Annotated in this window: 17 protein-coding genes; 9 read left to right on the top strand and 8 right to left on the bottom strand. The window is 63.6% G+C overall.

The genetic code is table 11. The annotated features are described in order from the left end of the window. The first annotated feature begins 18 nt into the window (after window positions 1-18). The 8 genes from ACN0TK_RS10835 (at window position 19) to ACN0TK_RS10800 (ending at window position 7,063) form a co-directional block, all read left to right on the top strand. Window positions 19-642, top strand: coding sequence for a nicotinate-nucleotide adenylyltransferase (locus ACN0TK_RS10835; protein WP_417309503.1), 624 nt, complete (start codon window positions 19-21; stop codon window positions 640-642). A 177-nt stretch (window positions 643-819) separates the two neighbouring features. After that, a complete protein-coding gene (gene rsfS, locus ACN0TK_RS10830) occupies window positions 820-1,203 on the top strand; it encodes a ribosome silencing factor (protein WP_417309502.1) in 384 nt (127 codons plus the stop codon). 28 nt (window positions 1,204-1,231) lie between these two features. Then, the gene (rlmH, locus tag ACN0TK_RS10825) at window positions 1,232-1,711 is read left to right on the top strand and encodes a 23S rRNA (pseudouridine(1915)-N(3))-methyltransferase RlmH (RefSeq protein ID WP_417309501.1); all 480 of its coding nucleotides are present in this window, start codon (window positions 1,232-1,234) and stop codon (window positions 1,709-1,711) included. Window positions 1,712-1,790: 79 nt separating this feature from the next. Further along, the gene (locus ACN0TK_RS10820) at window positions 1,791-3,281 is read left to right on the top strand and encodes a murein hydrolase activator EnvC family protein (RefSeq protein ID WP_417309500.1); all 1,491 of its coding nucleotides are present in this window, start codon (window positions 1,791-1,793) and stop codon (window positions 3,279-3,281) included. A gap of 6 nt (window positions 3,282-3,287) precedes the next feature. Continuing rightward, on the top strand, window positions 3,288-4,628 hold the full coding sequence (locus ACN0TK_RS10815; RefSeq protein WP_417309499.1) for a S41 family peptidase: 1,341 nt from the start codon (window positions 3,288-3,290) through the stop codon (window positions 4,626-4,628). A 97-nt stretch (window positions 4,629-4,725) separates the two neighbouring features. After that, window positions 4,726-5,838 carry a divergent polysaccharide deacetylase family protein gene (locus ACN0TK_RS10810; protein WP_417309498.1) on the top strand — a complete coding sequence of 371 codons (1,113 nt, stop codon included), beginning with the start codon at window positions 4,726-4,728 and terminating at the stop codon, window positions 5,836-5,838. 2 nt (window positions 5,839-5,840) lie between these two features. After that, window positions 5,841-6,368, top strand: a complete 528-nt coding sequence (locus tag ACN0TK_RS10805) for an RNA pyrophosphohydrolase (RefSeq protein ID WP_417309497.1) — start codon at window positions 5,841-5,843, stop codon at window positions 6,366-6,368. Between the two features lie 2 nt (window positions 6,369-6,370). Then, window positions 6,371-7,063 (top strand): aspartate/glutamate racemase family protein, encoded by a 693-nt coding sequence (locus tag ACN0TK_RS10800; protein WP_417309496.1) that lies wholly within the window; start codon window positions 6,371-6,373, stop codon window positions 7,061-7,063. 118 nt (window positions 7,064-7,181) lie between these two features. Here ACN0TK_RS10800 and ACN0TK_RS10795 read toward each other — a convergent pair whose 3' ends face one another. The 8 genes from ACN0TK_RS10795 to ACN0TK_RS10760 form a co-directional block, all read right to left on the bottom strand. Continuing rightward, on the bottom strand, window positions 7,182-9,167 hold the full coding sequence (locus ACN0TK_RS10795) for a methyl-accepting chemotaxis protein (protein ID WP_417309495.1): 1,986 nt from the start codon (window positions 9,165-9,167) through the stop codon (window positions 7,182-7,184). Between the two features lie 30 nt (window positions 9,168-9,197). Next, window positions 9,198-9,779 carry a hypothetical protein gene (locus tag ACN0TK_RS10790; RefSeq protein ID WP_417309494.1) on the bottom strand — a complete coding sequence of 194 codons (582 nt, stop codon included), beginning with the start codon at window positions 9,777-9,779 and terminating at the stop codon, window positions 9,198-9,200. A gap of 43 nt (window positions 9,780-9,822) precedes the next feature. Continuing rightward, window positions 9,823-11,868 (bottom strand): methyl-accepting chemotaxis protein, encoded by a 2,046-nt coding sequence (locus tag ACN0TK_RS10785; protein ID WP_417309493.1) that lies wholly within the window; start codon window positions 11,866-11,868, stop codon window positions 9,823-9,825. 267 nt (window positions 11,869-12,135) lie between these two features. After that, window positions 12,136-12,558 (bottom strand): F0F1 ATP synthase subunit epsilon, encoded by a 423-nt coding sequence (locus tag ACN0TK_RS10780; RefSeq protein ID WP_417309492.1) that lies wholly within the window; start codon window positions 12,556-12,558, stop codon window positions 12,136-12,138. Window positions 12,559-12,653: 95 nt separating this feature from the next. Then, the gene (atpD, locus tag ACN0TK_RS10775; protein ID WP_417309491.1) at window positions 12,654-14,195 is read right to left on the bottom strand and encodes a F0F1 ATP synthase subunit beta; all 1,542 of its coding nucleotides are present in this window, start codon (window positions 14,193-14,195) and stop codon (window positions 12,654-12,656) included. Window positions 14,196-14,269: 74 nt separating this feature from the next. Next, window positions 14,270-15,154, bottom strand: coding sequence for a F0F1 ATP synthase subunit gamma (locus ACN0TK_RS10770; protein WP_417309490.1), 885 nt, complete (start codon window positions 15,152-15,154; stop codon window positions 14,270-14,272). A gap of 42 nt (window positions 15,155-15,196) precedes the next feature. Next, entirely contained in the window at window positions 15,197-16,732 is a 1,536-nt protein-coding gene (atpA, locus tag ACN0TK_RS10765; RefSeq protein ID WP_417309489.1) for a F0F1 ATP synthase subunit alpha, read from the bottom strand. Next, window positions 16,732-17,292: a F0F1 ATP synthase subunit delta gene (locus tag ACN0TK_RS10760; protein WP_417309488.1), complete on the bottom strand. Its 561-nt coding sequence runs from the start codon at window positions 17,290-17,292 to the stop codon at window positions 16,732-16,734. The genes atpA and ACN0TK_RS10760 overlap by 1 nt, the downstream gene beginning before the upstream one ends. Window positions 17,293-17,584: 292 nt before the next feature. Between ACN0TK_RS10760 and ACN0TK_RS10755 the strand changes: the two genes are divergently transcribed. Further along, window positions 17,585-17,971 carry an MAPEG family protein gene (locus ACN0TK_RS10755; RefSeq protein WP_417309487.1) on the top strand — a complete coding sequence of 129 codons (387 nt, stop codon included), beginning with the start codon at window positions 17,585-17,587 and terminating at the stop codon, window positions 17,969-17,971. The last annotated feature ends 22 nt before the right edge of the window (window positions 17,972-17,993 follow it).

Raw genomic sequence — 17,993 nt, 5'->3', positions numbered from 1 at the left:
CCTGCCGGCATCGCAGCGATGAGCTTGCCCGCCGATATCACCGCGCTGCCACCACATGGCTCGGGCCTCCGCATCGGCCTGTTCGGCGGCAGCTTCAACCCGGTGCACGAGGGCCACCGTCTGGTGGCGGAGCAATGCCTCAGGCGCCTGGCGCTCGATGCCGTGTGGCTGCTGGTGTCGCCCGGTAACCCGCTGAAGGACCATACGGAACTCGCCCCGCTCGAAACCCGCGTCCGCGCCGCCCGGGAGCTGACCAATCATCCGCGCATCCAGGTAACGGGCCTCGAGGCGGCCCATGATTTCGCCTACACCGTCGATACGCTCGAATACCTGGTGCGCACCTGCGCCGACACGCGCTTCGTGTGGATCATGGGGGCGGACAATCTCGGCCAGTTCCACTTGTGGGAACGCTGGCGCCGCATTGCCGAGCTGATGCCCATGGCAATCTATGCCCGGCCCGGTTCGGCCTTCCGCGCCACGGTCTCGCGCGCGGCCATCACGCTGAAGGCGGATCGCATCCCGGAAGCCGAAGCCGAGGCCCTCGCGACGCGCCCGCCGCCGGCCTGGGTCTACCTGCACGGCATCACCTCGAGCCAGTCTTCGACGGCGCTGCGCGCAGCCAGATCTGATGCTGCAAATTGATCTGAACCGCAAATCTTGCGATTCGGACCACGAAGCGCCATATTGCCTCTGTAGTGGTATGACCCACTCAGAATGGGACTATGGCAATAGCTACGCACCTGCGAGCGCTCAACCCGATCAACCAAGGACAGCTGAAACAAGCATGACCCGTGCCTGCGCATGGGCTGAGGCCATTTGATGGCTTCACCCGCCCCGAATACCTCCGCCCCGGCAACCACGACGCCGGATCCCGACATGATCGCGCTGGTCTTGAACTGCCTCGAAGAAGCCAAGGCAGAACAGACCGTGTCGATCGACATCACCGGCAAGTCCTCGCTGACCGACCATATGGTCGTGACGTCTGGCCGCTCGAACCGCCACGTCTCCGCAGTCGCCGACCAGCTGGTCAAGGTGCTGCGCGAAAGCGGCATGAGCAAGCCGCGGGTCGAAGGCCTGCCGCACGCCGACTGGGTTCTGGTCGATGCCGGTGACGTGATCGTCCATATCTTCCGGCCCGAAGTGCGCGAGTTCTACAACATCGAAAAGATGTGGTCCGTGGACTTCGCCGAAAGCGGCAACTGAGCCCTTGGCCCAGTTGTAGGATAGGCCGATGCGTATCGCTATCGCCGCTATCGGCCGCATGAAAAAGGGGCCGGAGAGCGAGCTCGTGGCTCGCTATCTCGACCGCGCACGCGCCGGCGGCAAGCCGCTCGCGCTGACCGGCTTCGATGTTCTCGAGTCGACCGAGTCCCGCGCCTCATCCGCTGCTGCGCGCAAGGATGAGGAAATGCGCACCCTCAAATCGGCGCTCCCCGACGGCGTGGTCGTTACGCTCGACGAACACGGCAAGTCGCTCGGCTCCATGGCGCTGACTCGCGAACTGTCCCGCTGGCGCGACGACGGCCGCCCCGCGGTTAGCTTCGTGATCGGCGGCGCCGATGGGCTGCACCCGGACCTGATTGCCGAATCCGACCTGACGCTGAGCTTTTCGCCGCTGACCTGGCCGCACCAGATGGTGCGGATCATGCTGGCCGAACAGCTCTATCGCGCAACGACGATCCTCTCCGGCCATCCCTATCACCGCGAGTAACACTGTCTGCCATGCTCTTGCCGGAACCATGCGGCATGTGCGCTATCGTTCACCGAGTGATTCGTAAGCGGGAAGACGCATGCCGGCACTGAGCTGGAGGCAGAAACTGATGGGCGCCGGCGCGGCAGCGGCCTTGCTGGCCAGCCCGACGCTTCTGCTCGCCCAGACGACACCGGCCCCCGAAGCTGCGCCCGATCTCGAGCTGCGCCCCGGCGTCGACGCCGTACCGGAAACACCGGCACCGGAGACCGCTGACCCAGCGGCGGCTGCCCCAGCGACGCCAACCGCAGCGCCGGACGCAGGGGACGCCGCGGCCGACGCCGATGGCGCTGCGACCGAAGCCGAGCTTCCCCCCGAAACGGACGACCCCGCCGCCGAACTCGCAGAAGTGGAAGCGGCACTCTCCATGTCCAAGGAACGGGCAGAGGAGCTGAAGCGCGAGATCGAGCAGATGCAGGGCGACCGCGCCCGGCAGAACGCCGCGCTGATCGCCGCTGCCGAACGGGTGAAGCTTGCCGAAGCCGATATCGTCAAGATGGAAGACCGGCTCGGCGAACTGATCGTGCAGGAGCTCGAAGTGCGCGGCCGCCTCGATGGCGCCGACCAGTCGATCTCGAGTGTCCTCGCCGCGCTGGAGCGCATTTCGCGCAATCCGCCGCCGGCGCTGATCGTCAATCCATCTGATGCCTTGGGCTCGGCCCGCTCCGCCATCCTGATTTCGGCCATCTTGCCCTCGCTGCGCGAGAAGGCCGACGCGGTGATGACCGATCTCAACCGGCTGACCGAAATCAAGCAGGCGGCGCTGGCCGAACAGGAAAAGCTGGAAGCCAATTTCGAGATTCTCGAGGAAGAGCAGCTGCGCATCGCCACCCTGATCGCAGCCCGCAAGCAGAACGAAAGCCGGGTCACCGCCGATCTCGAGGCCGAAGAGGCCGAGGCCAATGCGCTGGCGGCCAAGGCCGGTTCGCTCAAGGAACTCGTTGACGAGCTGGCGCGCCGGGCCAATGCCGTCTCCAGCGCCGCCGATGCCACGGCGAAGGCGAACTCCGGCGAGAACGCGCCAAAGCTCTCGGCGGAAACGATCGAGCTGGCGCTGGCCAATACCGAGCGCACCGAGCCCGCCGTGCCCTTTGCCCAGGCCAAGGGCTATCTCATCCGCCCGTCTTCGGGGGTGACGGTAATCGAGTATGGCGCCAGCGACGGCTTCGGCGGCATTTCCAAGGGCCTGTCGGTCGTGACCCGCGCCGACGCCCAGGTAGTGGCCCCGGCCGACGGCCGCGTACTCTACAAGGGCCCCTTCCTCAATTATGGCCAAATCGTCATTCTCAATACAGGACAGGGCTACACGATGCTGCTCGCCGGACTTGAGCGCATCGATGTGGATCTCGGCCAGTTTGTCATGATGGGAGAGCCGATTGGCGCGATGGGATCACGGACAATTGGCCGGACCGTGGCCACCAATGCTGGTGTATCCCGGCCGACCCTTTATATTGAAATGCGAAAAAACGATGCGCCCGTCGACCCCACCGGATGGTGGGCGAGTGCCCCCAACCAAAGCCAGAGTGGATAGGATTTCATGCGCTTGACGCCCCTAAAGGTTGCCGTGTCGGTTGCCGCCGTGATGTCGATCGGCTTCGCCTTTGTCCCCGCGCTGACCGCGCAGGAAGAAACGGTGGAAGAGCCTGTCACCCGCTCGTCCGACGAGATCTATTCGGACCTGTCCCTGTTCGGCGAGGTGTTCGACCGGATCCGGGCCGAATATGTCGAGCCCCCCGATGAGCGCGCGCTGATCCATGCCGCGCTGCAGGGCATGCTCACCTCGCTCGATCCGCACTCGGGCTATATGGAGCCAATCGACTACGCCGACGTGCAGGAAGACACCTCCGGGCGCTTCGGCGGTCTGGGCATCGAGGTGCAGATGGAAGAGGGCGTCATCAAGGTCGTCTCCCCCATCGACGATACCCCCGCCGCCAAGGCCGGCATCCTCGCCAACGACTTCATCGTCGAGCTCGACGGCACGCCGGTGCAGGGCATGACCCTCGACGCCGCCGTGGACATGATGCGCGGCGAAGTCGGCACCAAGATCACTATCACCGTCATTCGCGAAGGCGTCGACGAGCCGCTCGAATTCGAGCTGACCCGCGACATCATCTCGACCCGTGCTGCCCGTCTGACGATGGAAGGCGACATCGGCGTCATCCGTCTGGCCCGCTTCTCCGAGCAGGCCTATGTCGGGATCACCAAGGCCATCGACGACATGTATGCCGAACTCGACGGCAAGGCGCCCAAGGGCATCATCCTCGACCTGCGCAACAACCCGGGCGGACTGGTCGACCAGGCCGTGCTCGTCTCCGACGCCTTCCTCAAGCAGGGCGCCGTGGTGCTGACCCGTGGCCGTATCGCCCAGGAAAGCGCCCGCTACGACGCGCGGCCCGATGATGTCGACAGCCGCATTGCCGACGTGCCGCTGGTGGTGCTGATCAACGGTGGCTCTGCCTCCGCTGCAGAAATCGTCGCCGGTGCGCTGCAGGACCATCGCCGCGCCACGGTCGTCGGCACGCGGTCCTTCGGCAAGGGCTCGGTGCAGTCAATCATTCCGCTCGGCGCCGATGGCGCCATGCGCCTCACCACGGCGCGCTACTACACGCCGAACAATCGCTCGATCCAGGCTGCCGGCATCCAGCCCGACATCCTGATCACCCAGGACGTGCCCGAAGAGTTCAAGGGCCGTGACGAAATCCTCGGCGAGGCCGCCCTGCCCGGCGAGATCGGCGGCGGCACCGAAGAGCGCGCCACCGTGGGCTCGTCGGTCTATGTCCCCTCGGACAGGGAAGCGGATAACCAGCTGCAGTATGCCATTGGCCTGATCAATGGCGACGAAGAGAACGAGGCTTATCCGCCAAACGAAGCCGGTTAACACTTTCTTACCTCACCTGCTGGGATAAGTAACACTGAATGGGGCGGCTGATTCGTCGCCCCTTTCGATTCCATCCGGAGCTGCGCCGACCGATCAGATGAATGAGCTGAGCGCCCCGCTGAAGCGCCGATCCCAACGGCATGCCGCTGTGCCGGCGCCGCTGCGTCGACATTTCCCGGTTGCCCGCGTGACGATCGCGGTGCTGGTCGCTCTGGGTCTGTTCATCGGCGGCTGGGTCGCCTTTACCGAGGACCCCGACGGGGGCCGCCCCACCGCCACGGCCGAAATCCAGTCGACCCGCAACAGCAATCCGCTGGTCGATGCCGTGTCGCCCTCCGACGATGGCTTCGAGGTCGGACCGGAATTTCCCGTCGACTCGCCATCCTTCGTGCAATTGCCCGAGGAAACCGTGGAAACGAGTGCCGCGCCGACCGAACTGGTCGAGCAGAGCGAATATGGCCCCCTGCCCCGGGTCTCGTCCTCGGGCGCCACCCCGTTCTCGACCTATGCCCGCGCTTCGGTGACCCCTGATGGCCAGACACCGATGGTCGCGGTGATCGTTTCCGGCATGGGGCTCAACCTCACCGGCACGCTGGAGGCAATCCAGCAGCTGCCGGACGACGTCACCCTCGCCTTCGCACCCTATGGCAAGTCACTGGAGCGTGGCGTCAGCGCAGCGCAGGCGGAAGGGCATGAGCTCTTCCTGGAGGTCCCGCTCGAGCCCTTCGATTACCCCGACAATGATCCCGGCCCGGACACGCTGCTGACGGGCCAGCCGCCACGCGACAATCTCGCCCGGCTGTATACGGTGATGGGCAGCTTCAGCGGCTATGCCGGACTGATCAACAATATGGGCGCCCGCTTCACCGCCTCCGGCGCCGACTTCTCGCCGATGATGGAAGAACTGGGCTCGCGCGGCCTGGGCTATCTCGACGACGGTTCGTCCAATCGCTCCCTGGCGCCACAACTGGCAACCGCCAATGCCGTCCCCTTTGCCAAGGTCGATCTGATGCTCGACGCCAAGCCACAGCGCGCGGCAATCCTCGAGCAGCTCAACGCCCTGGAAGCGCGCGCCCGCCAGTCCGGCCGGGCCATCGGCATCATTTCCGCCCTTCCGGTCTCCGTCACCACCGTGGCAGAATGGAGCAAGGAGCTGGAATCGCGCGGCGTCACGCTGGTGCCCGCCAGCGCCTTGATGCAGCAGGAGTAGATATGCCGGACCGCGAAACGATGCCCTACCGCGATTGCGTGGGCGTCACGCTTTTCAATGCCCGCGGCGAGGTCTTCATTGCCCGCCGCATCCCCGAGGACGATCCCGAGGATTCGAGCGAGATGGGCTCGCCCTGGCAGATGCCGCAGGGCGGCATGGACAAGGGCGAAACGCCGCTCGACACAGCCTATCGCGAACTGTTCGAGGAAACCTCGGTCCGCTCCGTCAGTCTGCTGGCAGAGGCGCCGGACTGGATCCACTATGATCTGCCCGACGAGGCCCTCGGCATTGCCCTCCACGGCAAATATCGGGGTCAGCGCCAGCGCTGGTTTGCCTTCCGCTTTGATGGCGACGAAAGCGAGATCGACGTGCTGAAGCCCGCCGGTGGCAAGTACAAAGCCGAGTTCGACGCCTGGCGCTGGGAACAGCTCGCGGCGCTGCCCGAACTCGTCGTGCCCTTCAAGCGCGCCGCCTATGAACAGGTGGTCGCCGCTTTCGCCGAGATTCCCGTCCAGCTTGGACAGGGCTGAAGATGCACACGATTGGCCTCATCGGTGGGATGAGCTGGGAGTCGACGGCCCACTACTACGCCATCCTCAATCGTGAGACCGCCAAACGCCGCGGCGGACTGCACTCCGCGCCAGTGATCGTCCATTCGGTGGATTTCGCGCCGATCGAGGCCCTGCAGCGGGCCGGCGACTGGGACGCGGCCGGCGCGCAACTGGCCGACATCGCGGCCGCGCTGGAACGTCAGGGGTGCGGCGTCATCGGGCTCGCGACCAATACCATGCACATCTGCGCCCCGCAGATCACTGCGGCGATCACCGTGCCCTTCCTGCATATCGCGACACCCACGGCAGAAGCCCTGCTGGCCGACGGCATCACCCGGGTCGGTCTGCTCGGCACACGCTTCACGATGGAGCAGCGCTTCTATATCGACGAACTGGAGCGGCTTGGACTTGAGGTGCTGGTGCCCGAGGTCGGGATCACCAACCTCAACGGCATCATCTACGAGGAGCTCTGCCACGGCATCGTGCGCGAGGGGTCGCGGCGCATCTATGTCGAGGCGATCGAGATGCTGGCAGCGCGGGGCGCCGACGCCGTCATTTTGGGCTGCACCGAGATCGGCATGCTCATCACCGACGACGTCAGCCCGATCCCGACCTATGACACCACCGATCTGCATGCCCGCGCCCTCGTGAGCGCCGCCATGGACGACGCCTAGCCCTCACGCAAAACAATGCCGTCCGCGCGACCATCGAGGTCTGCTGCGGACGGCATTGGCAGTCTATACAACCGTGCCCCGGCAACGCCTTGCGTGCGCCGCGGCCGACGGGCTTGGGCTAGAACTCCGCCCAGTCGTCGGTCTTGATCGCGGTATTGCCCTTCGACAGGTACGACTGCGCCGCCGATTTGACCTTTTGCTGCAGGGCTCTCACCCCGCCTGGCTTTCTGGCCGGCGCAGGGGCTGCCGCCGGCTCGGCTGCGGTGTCCTGAGCGTAACCACCGACATTGAACACGCTGACGATCCGGTCGAGATCGGTCGCCTGAGATTCCGTCTGCTCGATGGCCGCATTGGTCTCTTCCACCAGCGCCGCGTTGTGCTGGGTCATTTCGTCCATCTGGCGGATGGCGGAGCTGACCTCGTCGATAGACGACGCCTGCACGCGGCTTTCCCGCGCAATGCCATCCAGCAGGTCGCGGTTGCGCTTGACCGCCTCCTGCATCGCGCCGAGTTTTTCGGCTGCCTGCGCGACGAGGCGCGAGCCGGAACCAACTTCGTTCGCCGACTGTTCGATCAACGCCTTGACCTCACTTGAGGCCTCGGCGGCCGACTGGGCCAGGCGGCGCACTTCGATGGCAACCACGGCAAAGCCCTTGCCCGCTTCGCCGGCACGCGCCGCTTCGACCGAGGCGTTGAGCGCCAGCAAGTTGGTCTGGAAGGCGATGTCGTCGATCATACCGATGATGTTGGAAATCTTCGACGAGGACTGGGTGATGCGCTCCATGGCGTCATTGGCCTTCAGCATCACCGCGCCGCCGTCCTCGGCAGCCGTCGTCACCTCGGCGGCATTCTCAGAGGCATTGCTGGCGCGCTCGGCATTGGCCATCACCGTCTGCGACAACTGTTCCATCGCCGCGGACGTCTCTTCGATCGTCGCCGCCTGCTTGGTCGTGCGATCACTCAGATCATTCGCCCCAGCCAGGATTTCGCCGGTTGCCGACTTGAGCCCGCCGGAGGTCGTCCGGATCTGGCCGACAATATCGCTGAGTCGATCGGCCACGCCGTTTGCACTGGTCTGCAGCCGCGCGAAGGCGCCGCTGTAATTGCCGCGCATGCGCTGGGTGAGATCGGCTGCAGCGAGCGCTTCCAGCATGTCGCCGGTCTCGCTGAGCGCCGTGTCGACGGTGCCGAGCAGCTCGTTGACGCTTCCCGATAGCGTGTTGAGTTCATCGTCGGCGAAGTCCGATTTGACCCGCTGGGTCAGGTCGCCATCGCCGGCCGCCCGCACCACATCGCCGAAGGCGCGCTGCAGTTCGGCCATCGTTTCGCGGCGTTTGGCCTCGTCGTCGATGATCCGCTGCGCTTCTGCGGCGGTCATGTCGCGCATCTTCAGCGCATTCTCATGGAAGACGCCCATCGCCGACACCAGGTCGCCGATCTCATCACGCCTCCCGGTATCGGACTGGGTGACATCGAGATTATTCTTCGACAGTTCGGTAGCAAAGTTGGTGAGCCGTCCGATCGGCCGGATCACGTGCAGCATGATCAGCACGCCGAGCCCGATGAGCGCCAGCGCGCCGATGCCAAGGCCGATCAACATGTTCTTGGTCTGCTCAGCCAGAATTTCTTCTGTGTGGACGCCGAGATCCCACGCCATGCCGAAGGCGCCGACCAGCGCATTGTCCTTGCCGAAACGCACCGGCACGACGGACAAGTGAAGATCGCCGTCGATCCGTGAAACCTGCTGTTCCGTGGAGATCGCTTCCGCGGCGAGGGCTTGCAGCTGCTGGTTTGCCTCGGTGAGACCCGGATAGTCGAGGACGACAGCTTGCTGCGCATCGACGACCAACGCATCCGCCAGACCGTTCTCAGGCGTGCTGGCGAAGTCATCGAGCTGCTCGACGATCGGTTCGACCTTGGCGAACTTGATGCTGCCGGCCTGGACCGTGCCAATCGCTTGCAGAAGTTCGTTCTGCTGAGCGCTTAACAGGCGGGAGACCATCTGCATGTTGCTCAATGCAGACAACGTCATACCGATGCCGATGGCAAAGAACATTGCCAGGGCTGCCGGTATCAGAATTGCCGGAGCGAGTTTGAGCCGCATGGTTCAGGCCTCCCGTTTGTCTAGATGAAATCAGAGCATCGACAGATCGACGCCGGCAGTGATCGAGCCGATCGGCTCGCCGCTGTCGGGATCGACGATGGTGATGCTCACCTGGCTCTGGTACGTCTGGGTGCTTTCATCCTGCTCGATCTCGCCGAGATAGATGGCATCCGGGCCGACCGAATAGGTTTCGGTGAACTTTTCCTCGTCGCCCTGCCAGTAGTCGGAGGTGATGGTCGACTGCGCGACGTTCAGCCCCATGGCGTCGGTCGCGAACATCTCGCTGAACAGACCCTCGGCGCTTTCCTGTTCGGCCATCAGCATCTGCGATGCCTCGGTGCCCATGACCTCGTCGATCAGCGGCTTGGAACCTGCATCGACTTCTGCCCGCCACTGCTGATCGAGTTCCTCGATCTTGGCGGCGTCATAGCCGGCGGTCTCGGCATTCTGTGCCTTGATGGCAGCGACCAGTGCCGGATTTTCGGCGATCGTGCGCAGCTGACCGTTGGCGATCTCGTTGAGCGCATCCGCGTACTCATTGTCCTGAGCAAGGGCGGGCCCTGAGAGCAGCCCCATTGCGGTGGCAGCCAATACGAACTTGCGAATAGTCATCGTCGTAGTCTCCTTTTTTGCCGTTCCGTTCTGGAACGTCCTCCTAGAATTCGGCCCATTCGTCAGTCTGGACCGCAGCGCTACCCCTGTTGAGATAGGCCTTTGCAGCGGTGGTGACCTTTTTCTGCAAGGCCTTTATCCCGCCTGGCTTGGCGGTTGGATTCGAGTTGGCAGGTGCCTGTCGCGCGCCTTCTGCGGCGTGCGAAACGTGGCTGTTGCCAACCCGGAACACGGCGACGATGCGGTCGAGCTCAGTCGCCTGAGACTCGGTCTGCTCGATCGCGGCATTGGTTTGTTCGACGAGCGCCGCATTGTGCTGGGTCATCTCGTCCATCTGGCGCACGGCAGTGTTCACCTCGTCGATCGAGGATGCCTGCTCACGGCTCTCGCGGGCGATGCCGTCGAGCAGATCGCGGTTGCGCTTGACCGCTTCCTGCATCTCGCCGAGCTTTTCGGCGGCCTGCGCCACAAGGCGCGAACCCGAACCGACCTCATTGGCCGACTGCTCGATCAGCGCCTTGACCTCGCTCGAGGCCTCGGCGGCCGACTGCGCCAGACGGCGCACTTCGACGGCCACGACCGCAAAGCCCTTGCCGGCTTCACCGGCGCGCGCTGCTTCCACCGACGCGTTCAGCGCCAGCAGGTTGGTCTGGAAGGCGATGTCGTCGATCATGCCGATGATGTTCGAGATCTTTGAGGACGACTGGGTGATGCGCTCCATGGCCTCGTTGGCCTGCATCATCACCGAACCACCCGCCTCCGCGGCGGTGGTGACTTCTGCGGCGTTCTCGGAGGCGCTGCTGGCGCGCTCGGCGTTGGCCATGACGGTCTGCGACAGCTGCTCCATCGCCGCCGAAGTTTCCTCGATGGTCGCGGCCTGCTTCGTGGTCCGCTCGCTCAGGTCGTTGGCGCCCGCAAGGATTTCGCCTGTAGCGGTCTTGAGACCACCAGATGTGCTGCGCAACTGCGTCACGATATCTGCAAGCTTGGTCGCCACCGTATTGGTGCTGTCCTTGAGCCGCGCAAAATCGCCTTGGTAGTCGCCTTCCATCCGGCGCGTCAGGTCGGCTTCTGCGAGCGCTTCAAGCACGTCGCCGGCGCGCTGCATGACGCTGTCGACCGTATCCATCAGGCCATTGAAATTGCTGGCGACACGCGTGATGTCCTGGTCGGAGAACGGACCTTCAACGCGCTTACTGAGGTCGCCTCTGAGTGTGGAGTCGACCACCTCATCGAATTCGGCCTGGAACTGCGTCATGGTCTGCGCCCGTTCCACGGCTTTCTCGTTCTGGATCCGCTCGTCCTCGTTCATCTGAGCAACGCGGATGCCATTGTCCTTGAAGACCTGCACGGCGTTGGCCATGTGCCCGATTTCATCCGAGCGCCCAGCGAACGGAACATCGACAGTGAAATTGCCTTCCGCCAGCGTCGCCATTGTCTGCGTCATACGAGACAGCGGACGTGTGATGTAGTGCGTGGCGACGAACCAGGCACTGGCGAGACCCGCCAGCAAACCAAACGCGGTAATGCCGATGACGGCCGGGATCACGAACGCCTGGAACTGCTCCATGTCGGCCGAGACCGCGTCGGAGCGCTGCTGATCTTCCGCGACCACAAGGTCGATCTCGTCCTGAAAGGCCCGACGATTGGCGCGGTTGTCGGCGTTGTTGCCCTGCGCGTTGGCGAGTTCGGGATCGATCAGGCCTAGCCGCGCAGTTTCGGAGCGGAAAGCCTTGAATTCGGCGGCGTTCGCGACCATCCGGTCGAAGTCTTCAAGTTCACTTGCCGGTACCAGCTCGCGCCACGCAGCAAGATGCGCATCCATCTCGGCGAGGCGGTTGACAATCTTTTCTGCAAAAGGTGCCGCCTGTTCGACAGTATCGGAGGCGTAGATGCCGCGAGAGTCCATCACCACCGCAGTCACGATGCGGTTGAGACGCTCGCCGTCATAAGCGCGTTCAGTCGCGTTCTCGATAGCCGACAGCTTGTCGGAATACTGCAGTGACGCGAAAACCGCCGCACCGCCCACCAGGCAGATGAGCACCCCCATCACGCCAACAATTGAAAAAATTCTAGCCTTAATACCCACCGTCAACTCCACCGAAACCAAACAGTGGCCGGAGCAGCCCTTCCGGCGAACTCGCGGGCCACCAGGCGTTGTCACGCCCTGCACCAGGAAACCGATCGCGTTCCCTGTGTGATCGTTATCGCGGGGAGTTAAACTTTGACAAAACTGCCGACTACGTGAAAACGTTAGTATCGAACGGGGCGCGACAGGTCTTTGAATTGACTAACAAAAAGCAAAGGGCGCCCCGTTGAGGGGACGCCCTGAATTTGTGCTGCAGATTTGGCCGGTTTAGTGTGCCGGCCCATCCGTCGATGCTGCTTCGAGCAGCAGGTTGCGCCAGGCGTCGATCTCGTGCTGGAGATGTGTCTCTTCTTCCGAAGTCGCGGCCGCTTCCTGCGCCGTCAGACCGGCTGTAATCAGGGCTTCGATCTGCCCCTGATCGAACTCGGCCACCGGCTTGGCCTCTTCGGCGAGGATGGTCAGGCCTTCGCCCGAAATGTCCGAGAACCCACCACGCACATAGTAGACATGGCTGATGCCAGCCGTATCCGTCACCGTGATAAACCCCGGACGCAGGGTGGACATCATCGGCGAATGGTCGCCCAACACGGTGAAGTAGCCGTTGGTGCCCGGTACCGTGACCGAACGAACGGTCTCGGACAGCACCAGCCGCTCCGGCGAGACGATTTCAAGTTTAATGCCTTCAGCCATCGCTCAGTTCACAAACAGCAAACCCGGTGAGAGGCGGCCATAGGCCGCCAGTTTCGGGATTGAGGTTCGCTACTTCCTTTCGCTCTACGCGTACCTTACGCCGCTTCAGCCAGCTTCTTGGCCTTGTTGACGGCGTCTTCGATGGTGCCGACCATGTAGAAGGCCGCCTCGGGAAGGTGATCGTACTCGCCGTCCACCAGACCCTTGAAGCCCTTGATCGTGTCTTCGAGATCGACGAACACGCCCGGTGCGCCGGTGAAGCCTTCGGCCACGTGGAACGGCTGGCTCATGAAGCGCTCGACCTTACGGGCGCGGGCCACGGTCAGCTTGTCTTCTTCACTCAGCTCGTCCATGCCCAAGATCGCGATGATGTCCTGGAGCGCCTTGTAGCGCTGCAGGATTTCCTGCACCTGGCGGGCAACAGCGTAGTGCTCCTCGCCGACGATCGAGGCGTCGAGCATGCGCGAGGTGGAGTCCAGCGGATCCACGGCCGGGTAGATGCCCTTTTCCGAGATCGCGCGGTTCAGCGCGGTCGTCGCGTCAAGGTGCGCGAAGGTCGAGGCCGGGGCCGGATCGGTGAAGTCGTCAGCCGGCACGTACACGGCCTGGATCGAGGTGATCGAGCCCTTGGTGGTCGAGGTGATGCGCTCCTGCATCGCGCCCATGTCGGTCGCGAGCGTCGGCTGATAGCCCACAGCGGACGGGATACGGCCCAGCAGCGCCGACACTTCCGAACCGGCCTGGGTGAAGCGGAAGATGTTGTCCACGAAGAACAGCACGTCCTGGCCTTCGTCGCGGAAATGCTCGGCGACGGTCAGGCCGCTCAGCGCCACGCGGGCACGGGCCCCCGGAGGCTCGTTCATCTGGCCGAACACCAGCGCGCACTTGGACCCGGCAGTCGAACCGCCATTTTCCTTGGGGTCCTTGTTCACGCCGGATTCGATCATCTCGTAGTAAAGGTCGTTGCCTTCACGGGTGCGCTCGCCAACACCGGCGAACACCGAGTAACCACCATGCGCCTTGGCGACGTTGTTGATCAGTTCCTGGATCAGCACGGTCTTGCCCACGCCAGCGCCGCCGAACAGGCCGATCTTGCCGCCTCGGGCATACGGAGCGATCAGATCGACAACCTTGATGCCGGTGACGAGGATCTGAGCTTCGGAGCTCTGCTCGACGAAGCTCGGAGCCTCCTGATGGATGCCGCGGCGCGATGCGGTCGCGACCGGACCGGCTTCATCGACGGGCTCGCCGATCACGTTCATGATGCGGCCGAGGGTCTCGTCGCCGACCGGCACGGAGATCGGCGCACCGGTGTCGGTGACAGCGCCACCGCGAACCAGACCTTCGGTCGTGTCCATGGCGATCGTGCGAACCGTGTTCTCGCCGAGGTGCTGGGCAACCTCGAGCACGAGGCGGTTGCCGTTGTTCTCGGTCTCGAGCGCGTTCAGAATAGCGGGAAGGTGACCATCGAAGGTCACGTCGACGACGGCGCCAATAACCTGGCTGATCTTGCCGTGAACCATTTCCGAAGCTGCCTTTGTGGTGGTGGTGGAGGCGGCCTTGCGGGCTGGCGCCTTGCGGGCGGCAGGCGCCTTTTCGGCCGCCGGGGCTTTAGCTGCAGTCGCTGCTCTGGCCATGTTCTACCTCGTTTTCTCTGCGGGCGCGGAGCCCTGTGCTGCTGTGTGGCGGCGTTGAAGCACCGCGCCTGTCGCTAGAGCGCTTCCGCGCCCGAAATGATTTCGATCAGTTCCTTGGTGATCTGCGCCTGACGCTGGCGGTTGTACACCAGTGTCAGCTTCTTGATCATCTCGCCCGCATTGCGCGTCGCGTTGTCCATGGCGCTCATCTGCGCACCGAAGAACGAAGCATTGTTCTCGAGCAGCGCCTTGAAGATTTGCACCGAGATATTGCGCGGCAGCAGATCCTTGAGGATCGCTTCCTCGTCGGGCTCGTATTCGTAATCGACCGAAGGGGCAACGGCAGCGCCGTCTTCGGGCGCCTCGAACTGCGCCGGGATCAGCTGCTGCGCCGTCGGGACCTGGGCGATCACCGAACGGAAGCGCGCAAAGAACAGCGTCGCGACGTCGAACTCGCCGGCCTCGTACATCTCGAGGACTTTTTCGCCCACGGTGGCCGCGTTCTCGTAGCCGATCTGGCGCACTTCGCGGAACGAGATCGTATCGACAATCATGTCCGAATAGATGCGCTTCAAAATGTCATTGCCCTTGCGTCCGACAGTCAGGAACTTGACCGTCTTGCCTTCGGCAAGCAGCTTGCGCGCATGATCGCGCGCCATACGAGCGATGGATGAGTTGAAGCCACCGGCAAGGCCGCGTTCGCCGGTCGCAACGACCAGCAGGTGCACCTTGTCGTCGCCCGTGCCGCCCAGCAGCGCCGGCGCATCGGGGCGACCGGCATAGGCCGCGCCCAGCGCGTTCAGCACTTCACCCATGCGCTCGGCATAGGGGCGCGCAGCCTCGGCAGCTTCCTGTGCCCGCCGCAGCTTTGCGGCGGCCACCATCTGCATGGCCTTGGTGATCTTCTGGGTCGATTTGACCGAAGAGATCCGGTTCTTGAGGTCCTTTAGCGAAGCCATAGGGCCACTCTACTCCGTGACGCGGCAGTACCGCTTTTTGATTTAGGCGGTGTAGGTCTTCTTGAACCCGTCGATTGCCGACTTGAGCTGGGCGCGCAGGTCGTCCGACAGCGCCTTCTCCTTGGCGATCGTGGCGAGCAGGTCCGCATGACGCGAGCGCAGCGCACCCAGCAGGCCCTTTTCGAAATCACCAACCTTGTTGACCGGCAGATCGTCGAGATAGCCCTGCCCACCGGCAAAGATCACCGCAACTTCTTCTTCCGGCTTCAGCGGCGAGAACTGCGGCTGCTTCAGCAGCTCGGTCAGGCGCGCACCACGGTTCAGCAGACGCTGCGTGGCAGCATCGAGGTCGGAACCGAACTGGGCGAAAGCCGCCATTTCGCGATACTGGCTGAGCTCGCCCTTCAGCGAACCGGCAACCTGCTTCATCGCCTTGATCTGCGCCGAACCACCCACGCGCGACACCGACAGACCAACGTTCACGGCCGGACGGATACCCTGGAAGAACAGGTTGGTCTCGAGGAAGATCTGGCCGTCGGTGATCGAAATCACGTTGGTCGGAATATAGGCGGACACGTCGTTCGCCTGCGTCTCGATCACCGGCAGAGCGGTCAGCGAGCCCAGACCATGCTCTTCGTTGAGCTTGGCGGCGCGCTCGAGCAGACGCGAATGCAGGTAGAACACGTCACCCGGGTAAGCTTCACGCCCCGGCGGACGACGCAGCAGCAGCGACATCTGGCGGTAGGCCACGGCCTGCTTGGTCAGATCGTCGAAGGCGATCACGGCATGCATGCCGTTGTCGCGGAAATATTCGCCGATGGCGGCGCCGGTCATCGGCGCGAGGAACTGCATCGGGGCCGGGTCGGAGGCGGTCGCCGCGATGACGATCGAGTACTCCATGGCGCCGGCGTCTTCGAGCACCTTGACGAACTGGGCGACGGTCGAGCGCTTCTGACCGACGGCGACGTAGATGCAGTAAAGCTTCTCGGTCTCCGAAGCATTGGCAGCATGGGCCGGCTTCTGGTTCAGGAAGGTGTCGAGAATGATCGCGGTCTTGCCGGTCTGGCGGTCACCAATGATGAGCTCGCGCTGGCCACGGCCGATCGGGATCAGCGCGTCGATGGCCTTGATGCCGGTCGACATCGGCTCATGCACCGATTTGCGCGGCAGAATGCCCGGGGCCTTCACGTCGACCTGGCGACGCTCCTTGGTCTTCAGCGGGCCCTTGCCGTCGATCGGGTTGCCCAGCGCATCGACCACGCGGCCGAGCAGCTCCTTGCCAACCGGGGTATCGACGATCGAACCCGTACGCTTGACGGTGTCGCCTTCCTTGATCTCACGGTCGGCACCGAACAGCACGACACCGACATTGTCGGCTTCGAGGTTCAGCGCCATGCCCTTGATGCCGCCCGGAAACTCGACGAGCTCACCGGCCTGCACATTGTCGAGGCCATAGACACGCGCGATGCCGTCACCGACGCTCAGCACCTGCCCGACCTCGGATACCTCGGCTTCCTGGCCGAAATTCTTGATCTGCTCTTTGAGGATCGCAGAGATTTCCGCGGCTTTGATATCCATTATGAGACCTCTTTCATCGCGATCTTCATCGCCGTGAGCTTGGTTTTAAGCGAAGAGTCGATCATCTGGCTGCCGACCTTGACCACAAGGCCACCGATCAGCGACGGATCGACATATTGGGTAAGCGTGACGGCCTTGCCGATCTTCGCCTTGAGCGTATCGCCCAGCGTCTTGACCTGGGCCGCTGACAGCGACGAGGCCGACGTCACTTCCGCGGCAATCTCGCCGCGCGCTTCTGCAGCGCGCTCGCGGAACGCGGCGATGATGGCCGACAGGGCAAACAGCCGGCCATTGCGGGCAACGACCTTGACGAAATTGGCAACCACCGGATGCGCGTTCGCCTTGGCTAGAACAGCCTCGACAGCCTCGGCCTTTTCATCTGCATTGATGACGGGAGAGCGCAGGAAACGCGAGAAATCGGCGCTTTCGCCGGCCAGCGTCGTAATGGAAACCAGACCCGCCTCGACTTCGGAGAGCGAACTCTGCTCCTCGGCGAGATCGAACAGCGCGGACGCATATGGTCGCGCGATCTGGGAAAGCACTGAGTTCTGCGCTGCCAAGCCCCGTCACCCTCGTGTTGCGCGTACCTGACCCCGGATGAACATCCACGGGGTTGGCCGCATCAGCTTATGATTTCTTGTCCGGCCAAACCGAACGGTTCCCGGAATTCGCGCTCCGTCTAACACGTGCAAAGTCGCCCGCGCAAGGCGACTCGACCGGACTCATGCGACAGATTTGTCGCAGGGCACGTCGCCCTCCGGCCACCCCGAGAAAATTTCCACGAGTGGCTGTCGATTGCCGGACTTCCGTTCGTCATTTCCGCGCAAACCCTCAACGCGAAGGAAACGAACCATGAGCTTTCCCGTAACCTCTATATACGCCGCTATCTTTACCGTTCTGGTGATCGTACTGGCCAACATCGTCTCCGCCAGGCGCGGCAAGACAGGCATCTCGATCCTGCATGGCGACGACATGAATCTCGCCCTGTGGATCCGCCGCCATGGCAATCTGCTCGAAACCCTTCCTCTGGCGCTGCTCCTCATGGCGCTGTGCGAAGCGGCGCAGCTGCCGGCCCTCTGGCTCAACGCCTTCGGGATCGGGCTGCTCGCCGCGCGCCTCGCCCATCTCATCGGGCTGAGCGTCGACCGGCCCACGGCGCCCCTACGCATCGCCGGTGGCGCGCTTACACAGTTGCTGATGCTCGCGGCCGCCGCATGGCTGATCTGGTCGCTGTTGTAAAAAATGCAGTCTAGGGTGTCGA

The sequence above is a fragment of the Devosia sp. genome (genome assembly GCF_048261455.1).
Lineage (GTDB): Bacteria > Pseudomonadota > Alphaproteobacteria > Rhizobiales > Devosiaceae > Devosia_A.
Note: the sequence above shows the minus strand (reverse complement) of the source record. Positions and strands in the feature narration are given on the sequence as shown.